Below are 19985 nucleotides of genomic sequence, written 5' to 3' on the forward strand. Positions count from 1 at the left end.
CAGGGCCCTCCCCCACGCACCCCGTCCTCACAGCGAAGTGACAACCGATCCACACACAGTCAAGCCACAACTACACCCTGGATCCTGAAGAGCCAGATTGTCGGACGCCTTCTGCGTCAGCGCATAGGAGAGGTCAGAACAGCCCCTGAGGGGCCTCGGTGTAGGAGACCAGAAGGTCCTTGATCTGCTGGTAGGCGTTGAGGATCACCCGGTCGGTCTCCCTCCCGATGCCGGACTCCTTGTACCCGCCGAAGGGGGCTCCGGCCGGGTACATGTGGTAGCAGTTCGTCCACACCCGGCCCGCCTGAATGGCCCGCCCGGCCCGATAGGCCCGGTTGCCGTTGCGGGTCCAGACGCCGGCACCCAACCCGTAGCTGGTGTCGTTGGCGATCCGGATCGCGTCGTCGTAGTCCTCGAAGGGGGTCAGGGCCAGAACGGGCCCGAAGATCTCCTCCTGGAAGATGCGCATCGAGTTCTCTCCCTCCAGCACGGTCGGCTGGATGTAGTAGCCGCCGGCCAGATCGCCGTCCAGCTCCCCCGGGCCGCCGCCCGCACGGACGGTGGCCCCCTCCTGCTTGCCGATCCTGATGCAATCCAGGATCTTGTCGCGCTGGCGCGCCGAGACCTGCGGGCCGACCTGGCAGTCGGTATCTAGGGGATTGATCTGCTTCGCGGTGCCCAGCCGCTCGACGGCACGGGGAACGAAGGAGTCGAAGATCGACTTCTGCACCAGGGCGCGGGACGGGCAGGTGCACACCTCGCCCTTGTTGAAGGCGAAGAGATTGAACCCCTCGAGGGCCTTCTGGTAGAAGCCGTCGTCGTGATCGGCGATATCGTCGAAGAAAATGTTCGGGCTCTTCCCACCCAGTTCCAGGGTGGCTGGAATCAGCAGCTGAGCGGCGTCCAGTGCGATATCGCGGCCCACCTCCGTCGACCCGGTGAAGGCCAGTTTACGGATTCTCGGGTGACGCGACAGCACGGTGCCGATCTCCGAGCCCTTGCCCTCGACGATATTGAGCACTCCGGGCGGCAGCAGGTCCTGGATCCTCTCCACCAGGATGAGCAGGGAGATCGGGGTCTCGGACGCCGGCTTCATGACGATGGTGTTTCCCGCGGCCAGGGCCGGTGCGATCTTCCACGCAGCCATCAGGATGGGGAAGTTCCACGGGATGATCTGCGCGACGACACCCAGCGGCTCGCGGAACTGGTAGGAGACCGTGTCGTGGTCGATCTGCGTGGAGACCTGCTCCTGTGCGCGGATCGCCGCGGCGAAGTACCGGAAATGGTCAGCGGCCAGCGGGATGTCTGCGCCGAGCGTCTCCCTGATGGGCTTGCCGTTGTCCCAGGTCTCGGCCAGAGCGATCTCCTCGCGGTGCTCGTCGATCCGCTCGGCGATCTTCCACAGCACCTCGGCGCGCTCGGCGTTCGAGGCGCGCGACCAGGCGGGGAACGCTTTCCACGCGACGTCGACGGCCCGGTCGACGTCCTCCGAGGTGGAGCGCGCCACCGAGGTGTAGACCTGCCCGGTGACCGGCGTCCTCACCTCGCCGTAATTCCCCTTGACCGGCGCCACGAATTCCCCACCGATGAAGTTCTGGTACTCGACCGCGAAATCGAGCAGGCTCCCCTGCGTATTCGGTCGCGTGTATGTCGTCATGTCGAATGCTTCTTCCGCTGTTGCCTCAGTGCGTGAAATCGGTGACGACACTCGTCCCGACGGTCTTGTAGGTGGTCATGTTGTCGAGGGCCTCGTTGACGTCGCTCAACCCGATGGTGCGGGTCACCAGATCGCCGGGGTGGAGCTTCCCGGTGGAGACCTGATCCAGCAGGTACCGGAACTCGACTGTCGGCATCCCGAAGGAGCCGCGGTAGTCGATCTCATTGGTGATGAGGTCGTTGATGGTCAGGGCCACCTCGCCGCCCTCGCCCTCCGGCGTCATGCCGATCTGGACGTGGGTGCCGCGGCGCCGCAGCGAGCCGACCGCATTGCGCAGAGTGGTCGGAATGCCCAGGGCGTCGACGCTCATATCCGCCCCGCCGCCGGTGATGTCTCGGACGGCCTCGATCGGTTCGGTGGTGCTGGAGTTGATCGTCTCGACGGCACCGACCTTGCGTGCCAGGTCGAGCTTGTCGTCGGCGATGTCCACGGCGATGACGTTGGCACCCGCCCCGCTGGCGATCTGGGTGGCCGACAGCCCGACGCCGCCGGCCCCGTAGACGACGAGCCAGTCGCCGGGGTGAACCTTCCCGACCTCCACGACGCCGTGGTAGGCGGTCATGAACCGGCAGCCCATTCCGGCAGCCTCCTGGAAGGAGACCGCGTCGGGAAGCGGGACGACGTTCGAGTCGGCGTTCGGGACGTGGACGTACTCGGCGAAACCGCCGTCATAGGTGAATCCCGGCATCGTGATGTCGGGGCACACATTGGAATGGCCGGTCCGGCAGAACCAGCAGTGCCCGCATCCCAGGGTGAACGGAATGATGACCCGATCCCCGACCTTGAACTGGGTCACGGACTTCCCGGCGTCGGAGACGACTCCGACGAATTCATGGCCGAATGTGTGGGGCAGGTCACCGCCGGTGAACCCGGGCCACTCCCCTCTCCATCCGTGCCAGTCGCTACGGCAGACTCCGCAGGCCTTGACATCGACGATCACCCCACCGGCATCATCGACCGGATCAGGCACATTCTCAACGACGAGTGGCTTCTTGTACTGCTCAACTACCGCTGCCCTCATGGCTACGGGTCACTTCTTTTCTGCTAGGGATCCTCTTTTTTGCCCGGGCCGCGCAGCCTCTGATCGTCACAGCGTCGTGACCTGGGATTCCTCATCGGCCGACCCCCCGGTGACTCACCCCCGGGGTCAAATGGTCGGACCATTTAGTTGACACCTGCACGGTAGCTCTCATGTAGGCCGTAGCCAAATCGGGGTTCGAGGGCTCTTCGACCCGCTCGTGAAGTCGACACTGTGCGCATATTGCTAGCTGGAGGGCGGTTTCCGAGACAGAGATCTCGGAAACCGCCCTCCAGCTAGCAATATGCGCGTGCCGCAGCGCCGGACCAGTGGCCCCTCAGAAGTCCGAGCGGGAGAACCGGTTCATCATGAGGTTGCTGGCGTCGAAGAGCACCTTCCCCAGCAGGGCGTCGGTCTCGACCCGGACGAACTCGGCGATGTCGTCATTGGCGTCGGCCAGCTGCTCTCGCAGGGCGCCGTCCTCGGGAACCTCCACCAAGGCGGCCTGGGACAGCCGGTTGTCCGTCTGCGTCACCAGCGCGTGCCCGGCCGCCAGCGTCTTCTCCTGGTAGCGCTCGATCTCAGGGATGATGTCGTTGAAGTGCGCATCGGCCAGCGCGGCGATGATCCGCGAGGACCAGTAGAGGCTGTCGGTGGACACCCTCTCGGTGGTGTTGGCCAGGCACTCGGGAGTGCGCTCCACATTCGTGAAGATCGGCACCAGGGTGTTGAAGGGGTTGGAGGCGAAGGCCACCCACTGGATCGCCCGGCTGGACTCGGGCTTGTACGGCCGCACCTGGAGGATCGACAGCTGCGAGTGGCGGTTGATGCCGATGGGCCGCAGCAGGTGACGCTGCTCCTCGGTGCCGATGCTCGAGTAGGGGTCGTAGACAGTGCCCTGGTAGTGCAGGCTGAGCACGTACTTGACGTCCTCGATGGTGAGCTTGCGCTCGGGCACCCGGCCCCAAGGCAGGTCGTCCGAGGCCCAGGTGTGCTCGGGGCTGGGGCCGTCCCAGTCCTCGGCGTGGGGGTTCAGCAGCCGCTGCATGTTCCACGCCCGCGCCGTGTTGTAGACGTGGTCGGAGTCGGAGTGGGAGCCGAAGGCGTCGCGCGGGTTGAAGGTGTCGCCGAGCGACAGGTCGAGATGGTTCTCGTAGATGAACTGGGCCAGGTCGGGGCTGGCCAGATGCTCGCGGCCCTCGCCCAGGGCGTCATCCAGATCGAAGGAGTCGATGCCGAGCTGGTTGGGCATCGTCACGTACTGGTCGTCGGGCACCCGCTTGGCAATCCAGTGGTGGCCGCCGACCGTCTCCAGCCACCAGATCTCGTCGGAGTCGCTGAAGGCGATGCCGTTCATCTCGTAGGTGCCGTGCTCCTCGAGCAGCGCGCCCAGCCGCAGCACGCCCTCGCGGGCGGTGCGGATATAGGGCAGGACGATGGTGAGCATGTCCTCCTCGCCGATCCCGCCGATCTTCTCGGGGATGTAGTCGGGCGCCCCTTCACGACCGCTGGCGGGCCGGTACTCGACGAAGGGATCGGCACCCAGCACGCGCTCATTGGTGGTGAGGGTCTCGGTGGCGCTCATCGCGACGTTGGCCGCGTTGATACCGGCCGCGCCCCAGATCCCCTGGTCGGGGATCGCATTCGGCGCCGCGGTGTATCGCATCGGGTCGTCGGGCAGCTCGATGGTGAGGTGGCCGATGACGCTGGTGTAGCTGCGCGGCTGGTCGGCCGGGGGGACGACGATGATCTTCTTCGGGTTCCACTCGCCGTTGCTCGAGTCCTCATTGCGCGCCACCAGCGGTGACCCGTCGTAACTCGCCTTCTTGCCCACCAGGATGGTTGTGCAGCCCACGTTCCTCGTCCCTTCGCTCGTGGCCGTGACCGACCGGTTCGGCACACCGCCCGATTCTAGGCCCGGGCGACAGCCCGTCATCCAGGCACCCTGTGCTCTCCCTGTGGAGAATCTCCTCCCAACACGCCGTCTTTCAGCCCTGGCGGGCGCCGGGACGGCGTGTTGGGAGAAATCTCCCACCTGGGCATAGCCGAACACAGCTTCGTCAGATCGGCTGACTCGGAACGACAACCCACTACGCTCGATACATGTCCTGGTTCTCCAGCTCCGATCAGCCGGAGCCTCCCAAAATGCCGCCCGGCGTGACGCATGTTCCGGGCCTCGCCGACAGCATTCTCAACGAACTCGCCCCTCTCCTGGCCGCCGAGGGCATCGACCTCAGTGACCCGAAGGGCGTCGATATCGACGCCCTCCAGGCCGCTCTGGGCCCGGCCGTGGAGCGCCGGAATATGGAACTGTTCACCCCGACCGGCGCCCATCGCACCCAGGCTCTGGCCGTCCTGCGCCGCTTCACCGAGGCGACTGCGGCCGGACGGGCCGACGAGGCACAGGCGGTATTGGACGGCGTGGAGACTGACGAGACAGAGGACCATCCCGCGATCTCCCATGTCATCGGCGTCACCCTCGGCCTGCTCGACTCCTGGTACGCCGATCGACGACTGAGGACCGCCCTCTCGTCGGCCCGGATCGCCTCCCGGCGTCGCTCCGTCCGGGCCTCAGCCACGGATCTGCTGGCCGCCGCCAGACGCAACACCGCCTTCAGTTCTCTGGACGAGCTCACCATCACCCATGGCGGTCTCGACCTTTTCGAGGGCGGGGCGACACTCATCGCGGCGTCGATCTCCGCGATCGCGAAACGCCAGCGCAGGAGCGTGACCGCCACCTGCCGCGAACTCCTCATCGCCGATCCCGAATACACCTCGGTAGACGTCGTAGTAGCCGGCACCGGACGGGCAGCAGAGACCGACGGGACGACACCGGCCGATGAAAGAATTCTGGCCGAGTTCGAGGAATGGCTCGCTCGGCAACCCCACATCGTGGCACCCACAGTCGAGGACGAGGCGACCGCCATGCGGGCGATCTTCGGCCTGGCACGCACATCCGGTGCCGATCTGCGCAACCCCCACGACATCGAGACCGCCGTGGACCTCCTGCTCGACATGGGCTCGGGCGAGGGGCCGGACTCCTACGACTCGATGATGTCCTGCCTGCTCACTCTCGACGAGTACATCCACTTCCAGTGGGAGATCTCCAGACGCCCGGAGAACTGGGATCACGCCCACGACATCGTCGAGGACGCCCTTTCCGCCGGGAATGGGGGCGACCGGCTCGCCGACGTCATCGAGAACGCCACAGCGACCGATCCCCGGGTGCGCCACGCCGCTCTGATGAAGACCCGGGTGAGTACTGCGGTCCCGGCGTTCCTCGGATGGCTGAGCACCAGCAGGGCTATCAGTCAGTCCGGGAACCTTCGGCTGGTCGATATCGAGCCGGTGGCCGCCTTGCTTGGGGTCCGAGCCGAGGGCGTCCGAAAGCTTCCTCCCCTGGCCCATGCCCTGCCGTCCGGTTTCGGCACCGATGAACCGCTGCCAGAACCGGAGACGCTCTATGCCACCTCGATGCGCGATGTCGCGGTCCTGTGGGCCTGGTGGCAGGCCCTCCTGCAGTGCGACATCATCGAGACCACGGCCACCCGGGTACGCCCCGGCCCCGCATCCGGCCCCTGGACGGACGGAGGTGAGCCCCCGATCGAGGATGTCGAGGCCCTCAACGGGCTGTTCGTCTCATTCCTCCTCAGCGACCGGATGTTCGATGATGACCAATTCGGCAGCAGCGCAGCGGTCGCGGTCCTGGCATCAAGAATTGTGATCGCGGCGGCAGCGCCCGAGCTCGGTATCGAGAACCCCTCCGACGCGATGAGCGCGATTCGCCGGCCGCGTGCGCTCCAGGTGGCGGCCCGGCTGGAACGCCTCGGCCTGATGTCCCGTGACGCATCAGGAAAGCTGGAAGTCCCGGCAGGTCTGAAGGCCGCCGTGCTGCGCGGGGCGATGATCATCATGGAGATCGTCACGCGCAGCGACGAGACCTGATGCGGAGCACTACCGCGTGACTCCGGTCCTGATCGCGTCTACCTCTTCATAGCGTTCTCGCGTACTCCACCATGTTTTCGTATACGAGGCCCGTAGCTGGTGGGGCGTGCAGGTCGAGGCCGGCGGACGACGTTCCCTGCGCCGCGTGCTCGGGGAAGGGCCCTACGAACCGCGGGGCGTCATCCAGGCACCCTGTGCCCTCCCTGTGGAGGATCTCCTCCCAACACGCCGTCTTTCAGCCCTGACGGGCGCCGGGAACGCCGGTTCCTACGTCCGGGATCTTCTCGTCAGCGCCCGGTAGACTGTTGGGTAAGCTCAACGAACCGGCGTCGTTGGCACCAGACTCTTAAGCCCCGCACTCGGGGTTTTCTTCCTGCTTCTTGACGTGACCGCCATCCGGCGCCCCACAAGACCCCTCTCAGGGGTCCGTGAAAGGCGGTCACCATGACTCTCACGTCCCTCCCGTCCGGAATCGATATGGGCGAGCTGCGCAAGCTCGCCGCCACCGCCGCCAAGATCCAGCGGGCCACGGGCGCGACTGACACGAATGGTCTGGTCCCTGCGATCAGCTACCTTCGGGTCTCCACCAAGGACCAGGCCACGCGAAACGGTCTTGAAGAGGGCCTGTCGATCCCCGCCCAGCGCGAGGCGGCTCAGCGAAAGGCTGACCAGCTTGGCGCCGTCATCGTCAAGGAGTTCATCGAGCCTGGCGAGTCCGCCAAGACGGCGCAACGCCGCGCCCTCCAGGACATGCTCGACTACGTCACCGAGAACCCCGTCCAGTACTGCATCATCAACAAGGTCGACCGCTTGGCTCGCAACCGCCTCGACGACGCGATCATCCACGCGACGCTTCGGGATGCGAACATCAGCTTGGTCTCCGTGACGGAGAACATCGACGAGACGCCCTCAGGGATGCTCATGCACGGCATCCTCGCCTCCATGGCCGAGTTCTACTCCCTGAACCTCGCTCAAGAAGTCCTCAAAGGAATGACCCAGAAAGCCAGCATGGGCGGCACTCCTGCCAAAGCACCCCTCGGGTACCTGAACGTGCGCACCACCGACGCGAAGGGCCACGAGATCCGAGACGTCACCGTCGATCCCGAGCGGGCAGACCTCATCACGTTTGCCTTCACCGCCTACGCCACCGGCGACTGGACCCTCTCCTCCCTCGCCGCCGAGCTGGAAGCCCGAGGACTCACCACCATGCCGACGCCGTCCTTCCCGTCGAAGCCCGTGACGACGAAGGCACTGCACAAGATCCTCACCAACCCCTACTACCAAGGCAGCGTCACGTTCCGCGGCGTCACCTACGACGGCGCTCACGACCCTCTCGTCGACACCGAGACATGGCTACGCGTCCAGACCGAACTGGCCGCCAAGAACCAGCGCGGAGAGAAGCCCCGCACCCACGACCACTACCTCAAGGGAACGCTCTACTGCTCGTGCGGGGCGAAGATGATGATCGAATGCCCCACCGGCAAGTCCGGCATCACCTACGAGTACTTCACCTGCTCCGGGCGCCGCAAGAAGAACGGTTGCACGCGGTCCGCCATCCTCACCGACCGCATCGAGGACCGGATCGACTCCACCTACGGCGCCAACGGCCTCACCCCCGACGAGGCCGATCGTGTCCGCGAAGTCCTCGGAGCCGTCTTCGACCAGCTCGAAGCCACCACCGACGACGAACGTGCACTCCTGACCGCCCAGAAGGAGAAGCTCGACGCCGAGCGACTCAAGCTCGTCCAAGCCCACTACGCCGACGCCATCCCGCTCGACCTCCTCAAGTCCGAGCAGGAACGCATCCGCACCACTCACGACGCTATCGAACACCGGCTGGAGAACCTCGCCACCAGCTACGAGGACGCCCGTGAGGGCCTCGACCAGCTCGCCGACATCCTCACCGATCTCGGCGACGTCTACGCGCGATGCGAACCTGCTGAACGCCGCATCCTCAACCGAGCCCTCTTCGACAAGATCATCCTCGACGACGAGGAGGCCATCCGCTACCAGCCCGACGGGGCCGTTCGAGCGGCCTTGGACTGCGTCGCCCCTGGTCACACACGGATTGTCTCTGTCGAAGCGTCTGACCCTGAAGACACTTCGAACCCTGCCCGCTGGTCTGCGGGGCAGGGTTCGAAGATGTCACTTTTGGTGGACCTAGCGGGAGGCTTGTCGAAACTTGCCCCGCCGGAGATTCAAATGGTGCGAGCACACCAGTCGATCCGCGCTGGACGGCACACGTCGCACCGTCGGAGGCGCCAACCGCAGCGGGCGCCGCGAGCATCCGAAGACGTCCTTCAACGAGCAGAGGCCGCCTACGCAGCGGGCGGGTCTCTGAAAGCTGTGGCCCGGCAAGTTGGTCTTGGACATGAGCGGCTCTCTCGTCTCCTTCGGGAACGCGGTGTCGTCCTCCGGCACCACTCACCGTCCAGCAGCGAGATTCGGCTGATGCGGTCCATATATGAGCAAGGGGCTTCACTGGAGCGTGTGGGCGACAGGTTCGGTTACACAGCCGGGACAGTCCGCATACACTTGATCATCGCCGGCGTCGTGATGCGTGACACGCACGGCCGCGGCGCACTCCCGAAAGTGCAGCAGGCCCATCGCTGAGGATCAACCCGCGCCTAGGCATCCGAGACACGTTACGTAACCTCAAGGTCCAGGCGGAGCGTGCAGCTCTCGTCGCTGGGGGGAGGTAGCTGCACGCCTACCACTCCCCGCCCCGACCGAGGGGGAGGGAGCGCAGCGCACGACTGACGACCGCGGCGAGGACTGCGGCTGAGACCGTCGCACACCGACGACCTACCGGCGACCAACAGACCATGCTGTCCTAGCGCGTGCCTTCCGGGATCGCTGTCAGGAGGCGCGACCCATTTGCCGATCATGCGTGGTCAGGAGCAGCTCCGCCACGTGCGTTGCCTCGCGGATCACGTAGCGGCCGGTCTCCTTGCTGATGCCCGTGGGCAGCGTCCTCCCGTGGCCGGTGCCCTGGAGGTTGCGCAGCTCGTTGATCGTCGAGGCCGTTGTCTTGGCCGACTGGTAGATGGCGCGGAGCTGCTTGCCGCCAGGCTGCGAGGCGTCGACCAGCTGGGGCTGGAGTCCGAGCCGCTCCATCGCCAGATGCAGCAGCGGTTCGAAGTCGAGCTTCCCTGTCGGGAGCATCATCTGCTCCTCCAGCACGAACTTGCAGATCGATTCCAAGAGCTCCTTCGCTCCACCCAGAAGGGCCCCCGGATCCTCGACGTTCCGTCGCAACCGAGCGAGCTGTTCGTCGAGGGCCTGTCTTCCGCCGGTCTCCAGGTCGAGCGGCTGCTCGTGCTGGAGCCGCCCTTCGTCGTCCAGCACAGCACCCTGAGCCAGGAGCGCGCGCTGCAGGGTCGCGACCCGCTCCTTGGTCTGCGCGTCCGAGCTGTTGAACGCGCCATCGACGCGCAGCGCCGTCAGCAGCTGATCCAGTGCCTTCGCGGCCACGTCACCCGGACGTCGCCGGGCTGTCCGGCACAGCAGCAGCACTCGGTGCTCCTTGTTCGGCGTGCCGGTAGCGACGTCGTAGGGGTCCTCGTCCGATAGACCACACGCCGTGAAGCACCTCGTGAGGGTCGCGTGGCTCGGGCCCGCGCCGCCGAAGAAGAACTTACCCAGCGAGGCGGCGACCTCGTCCGATAGCAGCTGACCTATCACGGAACTCCCCTCGTCTGGCGCCATACGACGGCACGATCCCGACCAGTGTCTCAGGACGACGCGTTCGGTTCCGGCAAGCGGATCGCCTCACCAGCGGTACGTCGGCTTCGGTTCATACCGGCCGTGCCGTGCTCGCTCTTCGTGCGTCCACGTGGGCACGTCGCCCGACGGCAGCACTCGGCGCGGGTCGACCGCCGCCAGGTGACTGCGGGCCCACTCGACAAACGGGTGTCCCTCCTCGCCGATGGCGCGCTCCAACTCGTCGACGAACGCGGCCATCTCGCGGTGCCTGGCCCACGCGTCGGCACCGGCGTGGAGCGCCTGTTCCCACTCCTCGTAGCCGCGGCGCAGCTGCTCGACCCGGTGGGCCTCCTCGCGGCGAAGCCTCTCCTCCTCCTCGCGGCGGCGGCGCTCCTGCTCCATCTGCACTGCGCGCTCGCTGGCGGCCTCGACAGCGGCGATCACGTCAGCCAGCCGCTCCTCGACCTTGACGCGCGCGCCGTCGGTCCACGAGGCCCCGGTCTTCCGTCCGTCGCGGTCCGTCAGATGAAGACGCAGTCTGCCGTCACCGACGTAGTCGTACCTCGGTGCCCAGACGTACTGGCCCTTCGCCCGGCGCGCGGCCTCCTCCTTCGTGTCCTCGTGCGGCCGCCGCTTCGTCACCTCGCTGAACACGATCCCCACCGTCGCGTGCCCGGCATCAAGCAGGAGCAACGCTTGGCTCGCATAGTGCAGGTAGGTGCCGCGGTAACCATCGGGCTCGCGGCGCGCCTCCACGGGCGTGACCGTCCAGCCGCGAGCCAGCGCCTCGGTGACGAGAGAGTGGGCCACCAGGACGCAGCGCCTTCGCAGGGGCATCGGAAGCCGGCCCGGCCGATCCCTGAGTTCCTTGACGGCCGGGTGGGGTCGCCGGACGACTTGGCGCAGCGGAACCTGTTCCTGGGGCTCCTGCGGCACTCCGACTGGCTCTCGCGTCTCAGCCGGCGCCGGGGAGGGCTCCGGAGTCCCTGGTCTTGCAGGACTCCCTGCACGGCGTGTTCGTGGAGCCGGTGGCCTCTCGGCCTCACCCGGGTACCTGCCGTGTTCGACGTAGTACCTGCCCGTCTCCGTGAGCTCGGCCGTCCACTTCCCGCCCGGGCGGCGGACCTTGACGAGGCCGCGCGCCGTCAGCGCGGCGGCGCTCAGCTTCATCTCCGGCCGCGGCGGGTCCTGGGAGCCTCCGGCGGCGAGCCAGTCGAGCACCTCACGCTGGGCGTCGTTGACGGGTCGGGGTGGCATGGTGGACTACCTGCGTTGATCGTTCGAGTGTGCTCTCACCCGGATCGTCGATCCGTCGGTGGCCAAGAAGCAGCTCACAGGGAAGCGCCGCGCGGTTCGGGCGAACCGGAAGTCGATACGGGAGTCGAGCTCTGTCACGCCCTCGAACCGGTCCAGCAACCACTCGTCGAGATCCAGTGGCTCGTCATGCAGGAGCTTGTCCACTGGCGCATGAAGACCCGCAAGAACCAAGGTGTCGATATTGAAGGGCCACTGGCCTAGGACCTTCTCGATTTGGGAGGGGCCGAAAGTCGACAAGTCCGCGGCGGAGATCGACTCGGTAGCAGCTTCTGTACCTGCGACGAAGTCCTGCGCACACTGACATAGATAGCGGTTCAGGTCGACCGAAGACCCGGCCGACCGAGCGTGCACTAGGGGCACCTGCCACGTCCCGTCGACGGATCGGGTCGCGAGGACACGCTCTGTCACAGGCATCAACTCCAGGATGTGGCGACGACCCACCGGCAGCATGAAGCCCACGCGCTCCGGCTCCTCGTCGGGGTCGGAGAGCAAGTCGAAGCCAAACCCGAGATCCGGGATGACAATATCCCCATCCAGTTCGAAGACGTACCATTCGCAGACAATCGCTCGTGCAGCGAACCTGTTCATCTCGACCAAGCGATTCAAATTCAAATTCGTCTTGTCAAACAAATCGGGAGCTTCAGTCTGCGGGTCCTCTACGCCCTCCTCCTTCAGACGCGCGACAACTCTCGCCTCGTATGAGCGATCCCGAGCGAAGGTTGCGGCAACGAAGGGCACGAGGATTCGGATCCAGTCCGAGGCGCTGAGGGTTCCGGCGATGAGATCATCCAGAACCCTGGGCAACTGCGGCTCGTACGCGTCCCACAACTTGTCGATGGCGCGCCCCTGCGAGGTCTGGAAGAAGTCCTGGTCGACGCCGTACAGACGCTTCTTGTACCCGATGGAAGCCGCCGTCGTAACCCGGCCGGCGGTATGGCGACTCACGACGTGAAGCCTGCGCTGACGAAGCGGTCCACTCTCGTCTTCGGAAAAACGCCCGAGCAGGGCCGCCGGGATGAAGTGATCCTTAGCCATGCAGTGCCTCCTCGCAGACTTGGCCTGAACCCGGCAACGAGACTATCGGCAGACCATGCAGATGGCCCTGTCCAACACGATGCATCTCAATGACGCCCTCACCTGGATTCAAAGCAGCAACAAGACCCGATCCGACCCATCGATGACGGCAAAGGTTCGAGCCGTGTGCGTGGGGTGGACCTCCATAGAGAGTTCGAGAATCCTTGCCCGGCCTTGAAAACGGTGGCTTCTCGCAGGTCGCGGGGGTCTACCGACGGGACCGGAGGCCGCTGGCGCCGTCCGTGGTGAACTCGCGAGGGCGGATGGTGCGCGCAGTTGGGATGACTCAAACCTTTCTGAGCCCGGCGCAGGTGGACGAGCTGGTGGCCCTCAACGAGGCCGACGCGACGCTGGTGAAACTGGGTGAGCGGTTCGGCGTGCACAGCCGCACGGCTACTGCGCATCTGGTCCGCCGCTCGGTCCCGATCCGCAGGCGCGGTCTCGATGAGTGCCACCTAGCCGAAGCCGCCGAACTCTACGTCGACGGGTTGAGTCTAATGGAGGTCGGCCTGCGGTTTGGGGTCAGTCAGCAGGCGGTTAGGCACGCCCTGGCAAACGTCGATGTGCCCATCCGCGCCAGCGGTAGACGGGCACGAGCATCGGCATGACTGGCTGGGGCGGGGTGTCGGGCTACTGCGGTGGGCGTGTCGTTGAGGAGACCTATGGGGTCGCTGCGTTGTATGCGGTTCGCGCTTCGGTCAGCTCGGCCCAGTGGGCTTCGAGTCCGGCGAGTGTAGGGCTGACCCCGAGGCTAGGCAGGGGTTGTGAGTGGCCGTCGATGTACCGACATGCTTCCTCGAAGATGCGGTTTACGGTATCGATCGCAGCGGGAAGTGCTTCGGACTTGATCTTGGGCAAGTTGGTCATGCGCACGTTGGGTTGATAGCGCTGCGTGACGCCCTGGAGTAGTTCCGTCTCGGTGAAGACCTCACACCACGCGCGCACCCAGTCGTAACCCGTGCGGACCAGTGCCGCCCGCGCATCGCCGTCCTGTGACTTTGCTGCCTGGATGGTCTCGTTGATGTTCTTCTTGATGTTGTTCAAGCTGTCCCAGCGGGGTCCTGTCGCTCGGGTGATCTTTCCTTTGCCCTCTTCATCGGTGATCTGGAAGTAGGAGCAGCGCTTTGTTGCTTCCATGAGCGTAAGCAGCGTGCTGGCGAAGAAGATGTCGTGGGTGAAGACGATGACCTGTGTCGTGTCAGCGAGTGACGCGACACGCTGCGCGACTTCGTTGATGCGGCGATGGTCGAGGCTTGAGACAGGATCATCGAAAATGACCGGCGCGGTGATTCCGGCAAGGCGCGCTTCGGCGAGGAAGTCCGCTATTGCGAGGACCTTCTGCTCTCCTTCGGAGAGCACCTTGGACGGTTTATGTTTCCCGCTGAGGATCTTGCGGCGTTGTGCGCGCCCCTGGCGGCCGACGAACTCCACGTTTAGCGCGGGCGCGCGAAGTGCCGCGCACTCTTCGTTGAAAAGCGCATCGAAGCTCTCGTTGATCATCTGGTCACTTGCGGTCTTGGCCAGCCCGGTTACAGCGCGCAGAAGCCCAGGCATGGGCTTGGCGAGCAGCGTGAGCCGGTCAGCCTGCTTGGCGTCGCGTACGTGTGACTCGATGAGCGACCACGACCTCGTGAGTTCTGCTGCGGCCTCTAGCTCGACAAGCTCCTTCTTCTTCTCGGCCAAGGTGTCAGCCCGTGTGGCTGCCTGTGTCCTCAGTTCACCGAGGGCCTGCTTGGCGGTCTCCAACGCCGAGCCGAGCGCTATCGCATCTGTGCCGGCGTGTGCGGTCAGCGCTGTGTTCACGGCGGAAGCGGCGAGAAGCTGCTCGGATAGCTCCGCGATGGTGCTCAGGGTCCGGTCGAGTTCAACGTGGAAGTGGGGCTTGTCCTCGGTATCTGCGTACTCGTCGGCGAAGGTAGAGACGTCGTTGACCTGGATCGAGGTGACCGGTTCTGTAAGTGCGTGTAGCCGCGCCTTTGAAGCGGCGATGTCGGTGGTGATCTTGTCTTCGAGGTATTCGGAGTACTTGCCGATCAGCGATCGCGCCGCTTCGTTCAGAGGCTGCCGGCAGTACAGACACCGATCGGCGTCGTGTGCTCCGACCGCGATGAGATGTGCTTGGTATGCCTCGCCGGCCTCGATGAACGTGCTCCAGGTGTCGTCGGGCTCGGCCGGCAGGTCGGCTGCCTCGAACAGGGCGGCTCGGAAGGCGCGGTAGTCCTCTTCAAATCCGTGGAGGGTGTCGCGTTCGCGGCCGTATGCCTCCACGTTGAAGTCAGCCATCACGGTGGCCGCGTTGGAAGCTTGCGTCAAGACGCGTTCGACTCGCTGTTGCAGCTTGATCTCAGCGCTGATGGTGTCCGCCTCCAGCGCGGCGACCGTGCGGCGCAGGTCGCCGATACGTGTCTCGACGTCGGGATCGGGGTCGGCGAGCGACCTCAGGTGTTCCAGATCAGTGGACGCTCCCAGCGTCTCGATGAGCGGGTAAACCGCGGCAGTGCGTGGGAAGCGAGGCAGAAGCCCTGTGGACCCAGATCGTAGGTCTTCGACGGCCTCGTCGATGTGGGCTTGTACCGACTTGATGCCTGCGATGACGTGATTGAACAGTGCCAGGGCTGCTGGCACGTAGACGTACTCAAGCTCGTCATCGACGTGGAAGCTGACAGAAGGGCTGTCGAAGATGGACATCCTGGTGAAGGGTGCGACGCCCTGTTGTCCGGTCCAGGTGTAGGCCTTCGTCTCAGTGCCGAGCGTGTAACCGATGAGTGCTGATTGGGGCTGCGGCGATGCCGCTTCGATGTCGCCGAGAATCACATCGGCAGTGCGGCTCGCCGCGAGGGCTTTGAAGATGCGGGAGTACCCGGTTTTGCCCGTGCCGTTCTCTCCGAACAAGATCGTCAGGCCGGCATGCGGTTCGATGACTCCGCCCTCTACCAAGGCGTTAACACCAACGACATCGGAGAGCGAGGTAAGGGTCAGGGGCTCGATCGCCTCATCCTCGCGTTCGAGGGTGACCAGCGGCTCCTCCGTGGGGAGTTCGCGTGTATCGAAGGCCTTCTCCTGACGAAACAGGACGTACGCTCCGGATTGCTCCTCGCTTCCGAGCGGACCGCCGCCGTTGAGGACGTGCCTCACGATGTAGCGGACCCACTCGTCGGAGGTGTTCGCCCACTCGCTGAGCAGGTCGCGCGGGTCTACCCGTTGAGGTGGCGTCGCGTCTGTCACCGTCATCCTCCCTCGCCGCGAGTGCGAAGTCGGGAGCGACCGTGCTACTCAGGGTCAAGTCTAGAGCGATCGGCAGGCGCGCGAAGGGACAACCAACGCATTGATAGGGCGTGCTGGTTCGCAGCCGGTCTCCGGACCGTCGCGAGCGTGACTACGCACGCCGATCAAGTGAGGCCTGCCCTGGCGAGGGCTACCGCGCCGCGACGTAGGTAGTCGGTTCCTCCTTGCGCGGAGTCCGGCTCAGGGGCTCACGTGTTCGATCCCGGCGACGTGCACCAGCCTCTCGGAGACGGGCGCGGAGCGCGAGGATGAGGCTGACCGGTCCCATGATGATGAACTTCATCGTGTTCCACACCGCCCACAACACGACCAGATGCAACCAGCCTGGGGCACCGTCAGCGAGGGCGTTGGTGCAGATGCTCGCGATCAGCAGGTAGGGCACGGCGAGGAGCATCGCGGGGATGCCCCACTTCAGGTTGGGTCGGCGGCGGATCGCATCGAGCAGCCGATTGGTCGGCATGTAGCGGCGCAGGTAGTAGCGGGTGTGGGCGCTGAGCGTCCAGATCAGGCGGATCATGGCGGGCCTCTCGTCGCACGTGTCTCTCCGTCGAGGAGGCAGTACGTGTATGAGCGCCCAGGCTGGGCCGTCCCGAAGGACCCGCAATCGAGGAGAACCTGCCTCGGTCTCCACTGTACGCCCGAGCCCGGACACGCGGAACCCATCCATTCACCGGGCTACGCCCAGGTGGCGGGGTGGTCGGACGCGTGACTGCGCCACGGCACCGTCGCGCACTTGCGCTGGATCGATGGCGGTCCCGCGCACGAAGGGGCTTTCCCCTGCGCGACACGGCCTCATGGGCCGCGACCGATCACCATCAGCAGCCATACTTGGAACGGAGGAGTTGTGCGTCGGCACGGCCCGAAGGCACTTCGCGGACCTGGAACAAGGGGGGGTGCCCGCTGTGATCGAGCGACATGACATCGACGGTAACGAGTTGTGGTGGCTTCGCGAGGGTCCTGGCGCGCACGCAGACGAGCCGCGGGACAGCGAGACCGTAGCCGCGTCGTTGGCGGGACGGTTCCGCTTCGTTGAGGAGTCCGAGTCGAGCGCCGGTCTTCGGCACCCTCAACTCGGTGCGTTGCATGCGATCTTGGCCTACCGCTCCACCGAAGAGGACGCACCGATCACTGTGGTCATGCCGACCGGCACGGGCAAGACCGAGACGATGCTTGCCGCTTACTGCCATTCGCCGTCTCGGACGCTCGTGGTAGTGCCGTCTGATGCACTTCGGACCCAGATCGCGGAGAAGTTCGCGACGCTTGGGGTTCTACCCGCCGTCGGTGCTGTCGTTGACGACTTCATGTGCCCCGTCGTCCTTGTCGTCAAGAGTGGGCTTCAGACGGTCGACCAGGTGGAGCGCCTTCTGACGCCTGCGAATGTAGTCGTGGCTACGGCACAGGCGCTGAACGCATGCTCGGATGAGGCGCGTACACGCCTCGCGCAGTCGTGTCGCCGCTTGTTTGTCGATGAGGCCCACCACCTGGGCGCCCGTACTTGGAAAGAAGTGGTCGACCTCTTCGGCGGCCGCGAGGTCGTGCAGTTCACGGCAACGCCTTACCGCGAGGACGGCCGGCACCTGGGTGGCCGCATCGCATACGCCTACCCCCTCCGGCTGGCGCAAGTTCATGGCTACTTCGCCCGAATCAACTACCACTCAGTGATCGACCTGACTGACCCCGACCGGGCGGTCGCTATCGCGGCGGTGGAGCAGTTGCGGGCGGACCTCGAATCTGGAGTCGACCATCTTCTGATGGCACGCGTTCGATCGGTCGAACGGGCGAAGGAGATCATCAAGCTGTACGAGGAGATTGGCTCCGAGTTCGGTCCCGTTCGCATCGACACAGGGATGGCGGAGTCGACCCGTCGTAAGCACCGTGACAAGCTCTTCAACCGCGACAGCCGCATCGTTGTGTGCGTCAACATGCTCGGCGAGGGCTTCGACCTGCCGGCGCTGAAGATCGCGGCGATCCACGATCCGCAGAAGAGTCTTGCGGTCACGTTGCAGTTTGTTGGGCGATTTACCCGGGTTGGTGACGACTCTCTTGGAGAAGCATCTGCGTTCGTCCCGCTACAGGTTGCGGGAGTCGATGAACGTCTTCGCAAGCTCTACGGCGAGGACGCCGACTGGAATGAGGTCATTCGGGATCTCACCGAACACGGAGTGGGGCAGGAGAAGGATCGTACGGACTTCGAGCTAGCTTTCGGGTCAGTTCCACGCGAAGTCGCCATGCGCAGCATTCATCCGAAGATGAGTACCGTCACCTATCAGGCGGCCACGTCGCTCACCTGGAATCCGGAGAGCATCTACGACCTATTCGACGATCGATTGCTGACCACTCGGCTCGGCATCAACAACAAGGACAAGGTGGTCTGGTGGGTCTCGCGCGAGGCCACACCTGTCAGATGGGGAGATTTCGCCAGCTTCAACGAACTGGTCCACCACCTCCACGTTGTTCATGTCGATGACGCGGCAGGATTCCTATACATCAACAGCACGAACAACGACTCAATGCACGAGGACATCGCGAAAGCTGTCGGCGGTGACAGTGTGGCGCTGGTCAAGGGCGAGAAATTGTACCGCATCCTGTCCAAGGTCAAGCGCCGAGTCCCAACCAACGTCGGCCTCCTCGACTCGGTCAGCCGCAATCGCCGCTTCTCCATGCATGTAGGCCAGGACGTACTCCACGCATGGCGCGGCGAAGGCGGCACGAAGATGAAGACCAACATCTTCGCGCACGGCTTCTCTGACCAACGGGCCGTCAGCTTCGGAGCATCTCGAAAGGGACGCGTCTGGAGTCACGAGCAAGCTCGCGACATTCACGACTGGGTCCGGTGGGCGCGCCAGGTTGGCCCAACCATCACCGACACCTCCATCTCGCTCGACTCCGTCATGTCGGGATTCCTACTGCCGGAGCCCGCGCGAGAGCGGCCGCCATACGTTCCCCTGTCGATCGAGTGGCCGTATCAACTCGTTGCAACGTTCAGCGATCGACGGAAAGTGAGTTACAACGAACAGTCGTTCTCGCTCCTCGACACGGAGCTTTCCCTCACCGATCACACGGCGGACCAACCACTGCGGTTCGAGGTCAAGACACCGTCCTGGGCGCTTGAGTTTGAGTTCGAATTCTACGAGGACGATCCGCCGACGATCCGCCCTGTTACCCACGACGGACAGATCGTCACTTCGTCTGGCACGGGCAGCCTCGCGGCGTTCCTCACGGCCCACGGCCTCCTCGTGACATTCGAGGACGAGCTCGTCCTGGTCGAGCAGGGCTTCCTGCTGAAACCGGACCGCGAACGGCGACTCCTCCCGATCGACGCTATCGAAACGATCGACTGGTCTGGTGTCAACATCAAACGTGAATCCCAAGGCGCCGAACGTGACCCGGCCACCATCCAACATCGCGCGATCCAAGCACTCTCGGCCGAGGAAGAGTGGGAAATCGTGCTCGATGACGACGGCACAGGTGAACTAGCCGACATTGCTCTTCTACGTCGAACCGACGACGGGCTAGAGGTGCTGCTAGCACACTGCAAGTATTCGTCCAAAGATCAGCCGGGCGCGAGGATCGAGGACCTGTACGACGTCTGTGGCCAATCGATGAAGACTAATCGGGCGAAGTCGATGCCGGAGTTGCTCACCAAGCGACTTTTCCGGCGAGAGCAGAAGCGCCAAGCAGCCGGAAGGAGTGGCCTCATTGTCGGGGATATCGAGACGCTAGCAACCATCGTCAGTGAAGCGCGCTACCGCGTTCTGCAGGTCACCGTCGCCATCATCCAGCCTGGAATGTCCAAGTCGGGGGCAAGTGAGGACATGCGAGCACTCCTCGGAGCGACAGATCGCTTCCTCGACGAAACGCATGGAATGAAGTTACGCGTGATCGCGAGTTCATGAACATTCACCCTCGACAGCGAGCAAGGCG

12 protein-coding genes are annotated in these 19985 nt (G+C 64.7%); 4 read left to right on the forward strand and 8 right to left on the reverse strand.

The window, feature by feature from the left end; translation table 11 throughout:
• Positions 1 to 133: 133 nt before the first annotated feature.
• The 3 genes from exaC to G554_RS0107385 all read right to left on the reverse strand — a co-directional run bounded on the left by exaC (position 134) and on the right by G554_RS0107385 (position 4590).
• Positions 134 to 1657: an acetaldehyde dehydrogenase ExaC gene (exaC, locus tag G554_RS0107375; RefSeq protein WP_027587405.1), complete on the reverse strand. Its 1524-nt coding sequence runs from the start codon at positions 1655 to 1657 to the stop codon at positions 134 to 136.
• Positions 1658 to 1682: 25 nt separating this feature from the next.
• Positions 1683 to 2738, reverse strand: coding sequence for a zinc-dependent alcohol dehydrogenase family protein (locus G554_RS0107380; RefSeq protein ID WP_027587406.1), 1056 nt, complete (start codon positions 2736 to 2738; stop codon positions 1683 to 1685).
• A 334-nt stretch (positions 2739 to 3072) separates the two neighbouring features.
• On the reverse strand, positions 3073 to 4590 hold the full coding sequence (locus G554_RS0107385; protein WP_027587407.1) for a C69 family dipeptidase: 1518 nt from the start codon (positions 4588 to 4590) through the stop codon (positions 3073 to 3075).
• A 302-nt stretch (positions 4591 to 4892) separates the two neighbouring features.
• Here G554_RS0107385 and G554_RS0107390 point away from each other — a divergent pair, with 302 nt between their 5' ends.
• Positions 4893 to 6680, forward strand: a complete 1788-nt coding sequence (locus tag G554_RS0107390) for a hypothetical protein (RefSeq protein ID WP_154654213.1) — start codon at positions 4893 to 4895, stop codon at positions 6678 to 6680.
• 444 nt (positions 6681 to 7124) lie between these two features.
• The gene (locus G554_RS15290) at positions 7125 to 9293 is read left to right on the forward strand and encodes a recombinase family protein (RefSeq protein ID WP_071162171.1); all 2169 of its coding nucleotides are present in this window, start codon (positions 7125 to 7127) and stop codon (positions 9291 to 9293) included.
• A 246-nt stretch (positions 9294 to 9539) separates the two neighbouring features.
• Here G554_RS15290 and G554_RS0107400 read toward each other — a convergent pair whose 3' ends face one another.
• The 3 genes from G554_RS0107400 to G554_RS0107410 form a co-directional block, all read right to left on the reverse strand.
• Positions 9540 to 10364, reverse strand: a complete 825-nt coding sequence (locus G554_RS0107400) for an abortive infection family protein (RefSeq protein ID WP_154654214.1) — start codon at positions 10362 to 10364, stop codon at positions 9540 to 9542.
• 87 nt (positions 10365 to 10451) lie between these two features.
• Complete coding sequence (locus G554_RS0107405; protein ID WP_154654215.1) at positions 10452 to 11195, reverse strand: hypothetical protein; 744 nt, start codon at positions 11193 to 11195, stop codon at positions 10452 to 10454.
• 453 nt (positions 11196 to 11648) lie between these two features.
• Entirely contained in the window at positions 11649 to 12737 is a 1089-nt protein-coding gene (locus G554_RS0107410) for a DUF4238 domain-containing protein (protein WP_027587411.1), read from the reverse strand.
• A gap of 320 nt (positions 12738 to 13057) precedes the next feature.
• Between G554_RS0107410 and G554_RS0107415 the strand changes: the two genes are divergently transcribed.
• Positions 13058 to 13384 carry a hypothetical protein gene (locus G554_RS0107415; RefSeq protein ID WP_245569992.1) on the forward strand — a complete coding sequence of 109 codons (327 nt, stop codon included), beginning with the start codon at positions 13058 to 13060 and terminating at the stop codon, positions 13382 to 13384.
• Positions 13385 to 13436: 52 nt separating this feature from the next.
• Here the strand turns inward: G554_RS0107415 and G554_RS0107420 are convergent, their stop codons facing one another.
• Together G554_RS0107420 and G554_RS15295 are read right to left on the reverse strand one after the other, a co-directional pair.
• Positions 13437 to 16001 carry an AAA family ATPase gene (locus tag G554_RS0107420; protein WP_027587413.1) on the reverse strand — a complete coding sequence of 855 codons (2565 nt, stop codon included), beginning with the start codon at positions 15999 to 16001 and terminating at the stop codon, positions 13437 to 13439.
• Positions 16002 to 16191: 190 nt separating this feature from the next.
• On the reverse strand, positions 16192 to 16578 hold the full coding sequence (locus G554_RS15295; protein WP_051232676.1) for a hypothetical protein: 387 nt from the start codon (positions 16576 to 16578) through the stop codon (positions 16192 to 16194).
• A 385-nt stretch (positions 16579 to 16963) separates the two neighbouring features.
• Here G554_RS15295 and G554_RS0107430 point away from each other — a divergent pair, with 385 nt between their 5' ends.
• The gene (locus tag G554_RS0107430; RefSeq protein WP_161626471.1) at positions 16964 to 19957 is read left to right on the forward strand and encodes a DEAD/DEAH box helicase; all 2994 of its coding nucleotides are present in this window, start codon (positions 16964 to 16966) and stop codon (positions 19955 to 19957) included.
• Positions 19958 to 19985: the final 28 nt, after the last annotated feature.

Source organism: Acidipropionibacterium thoenii DSM 20276, from assembly GCF_000423445.1.
Taxonomy (GTDB): Bacteria; Actinomycetota; Actinomycetes; order Propionibacteriales; family Propionibacteriaceae; genus Acidipropionibacterium; species Acidipropionibacterium thoenii.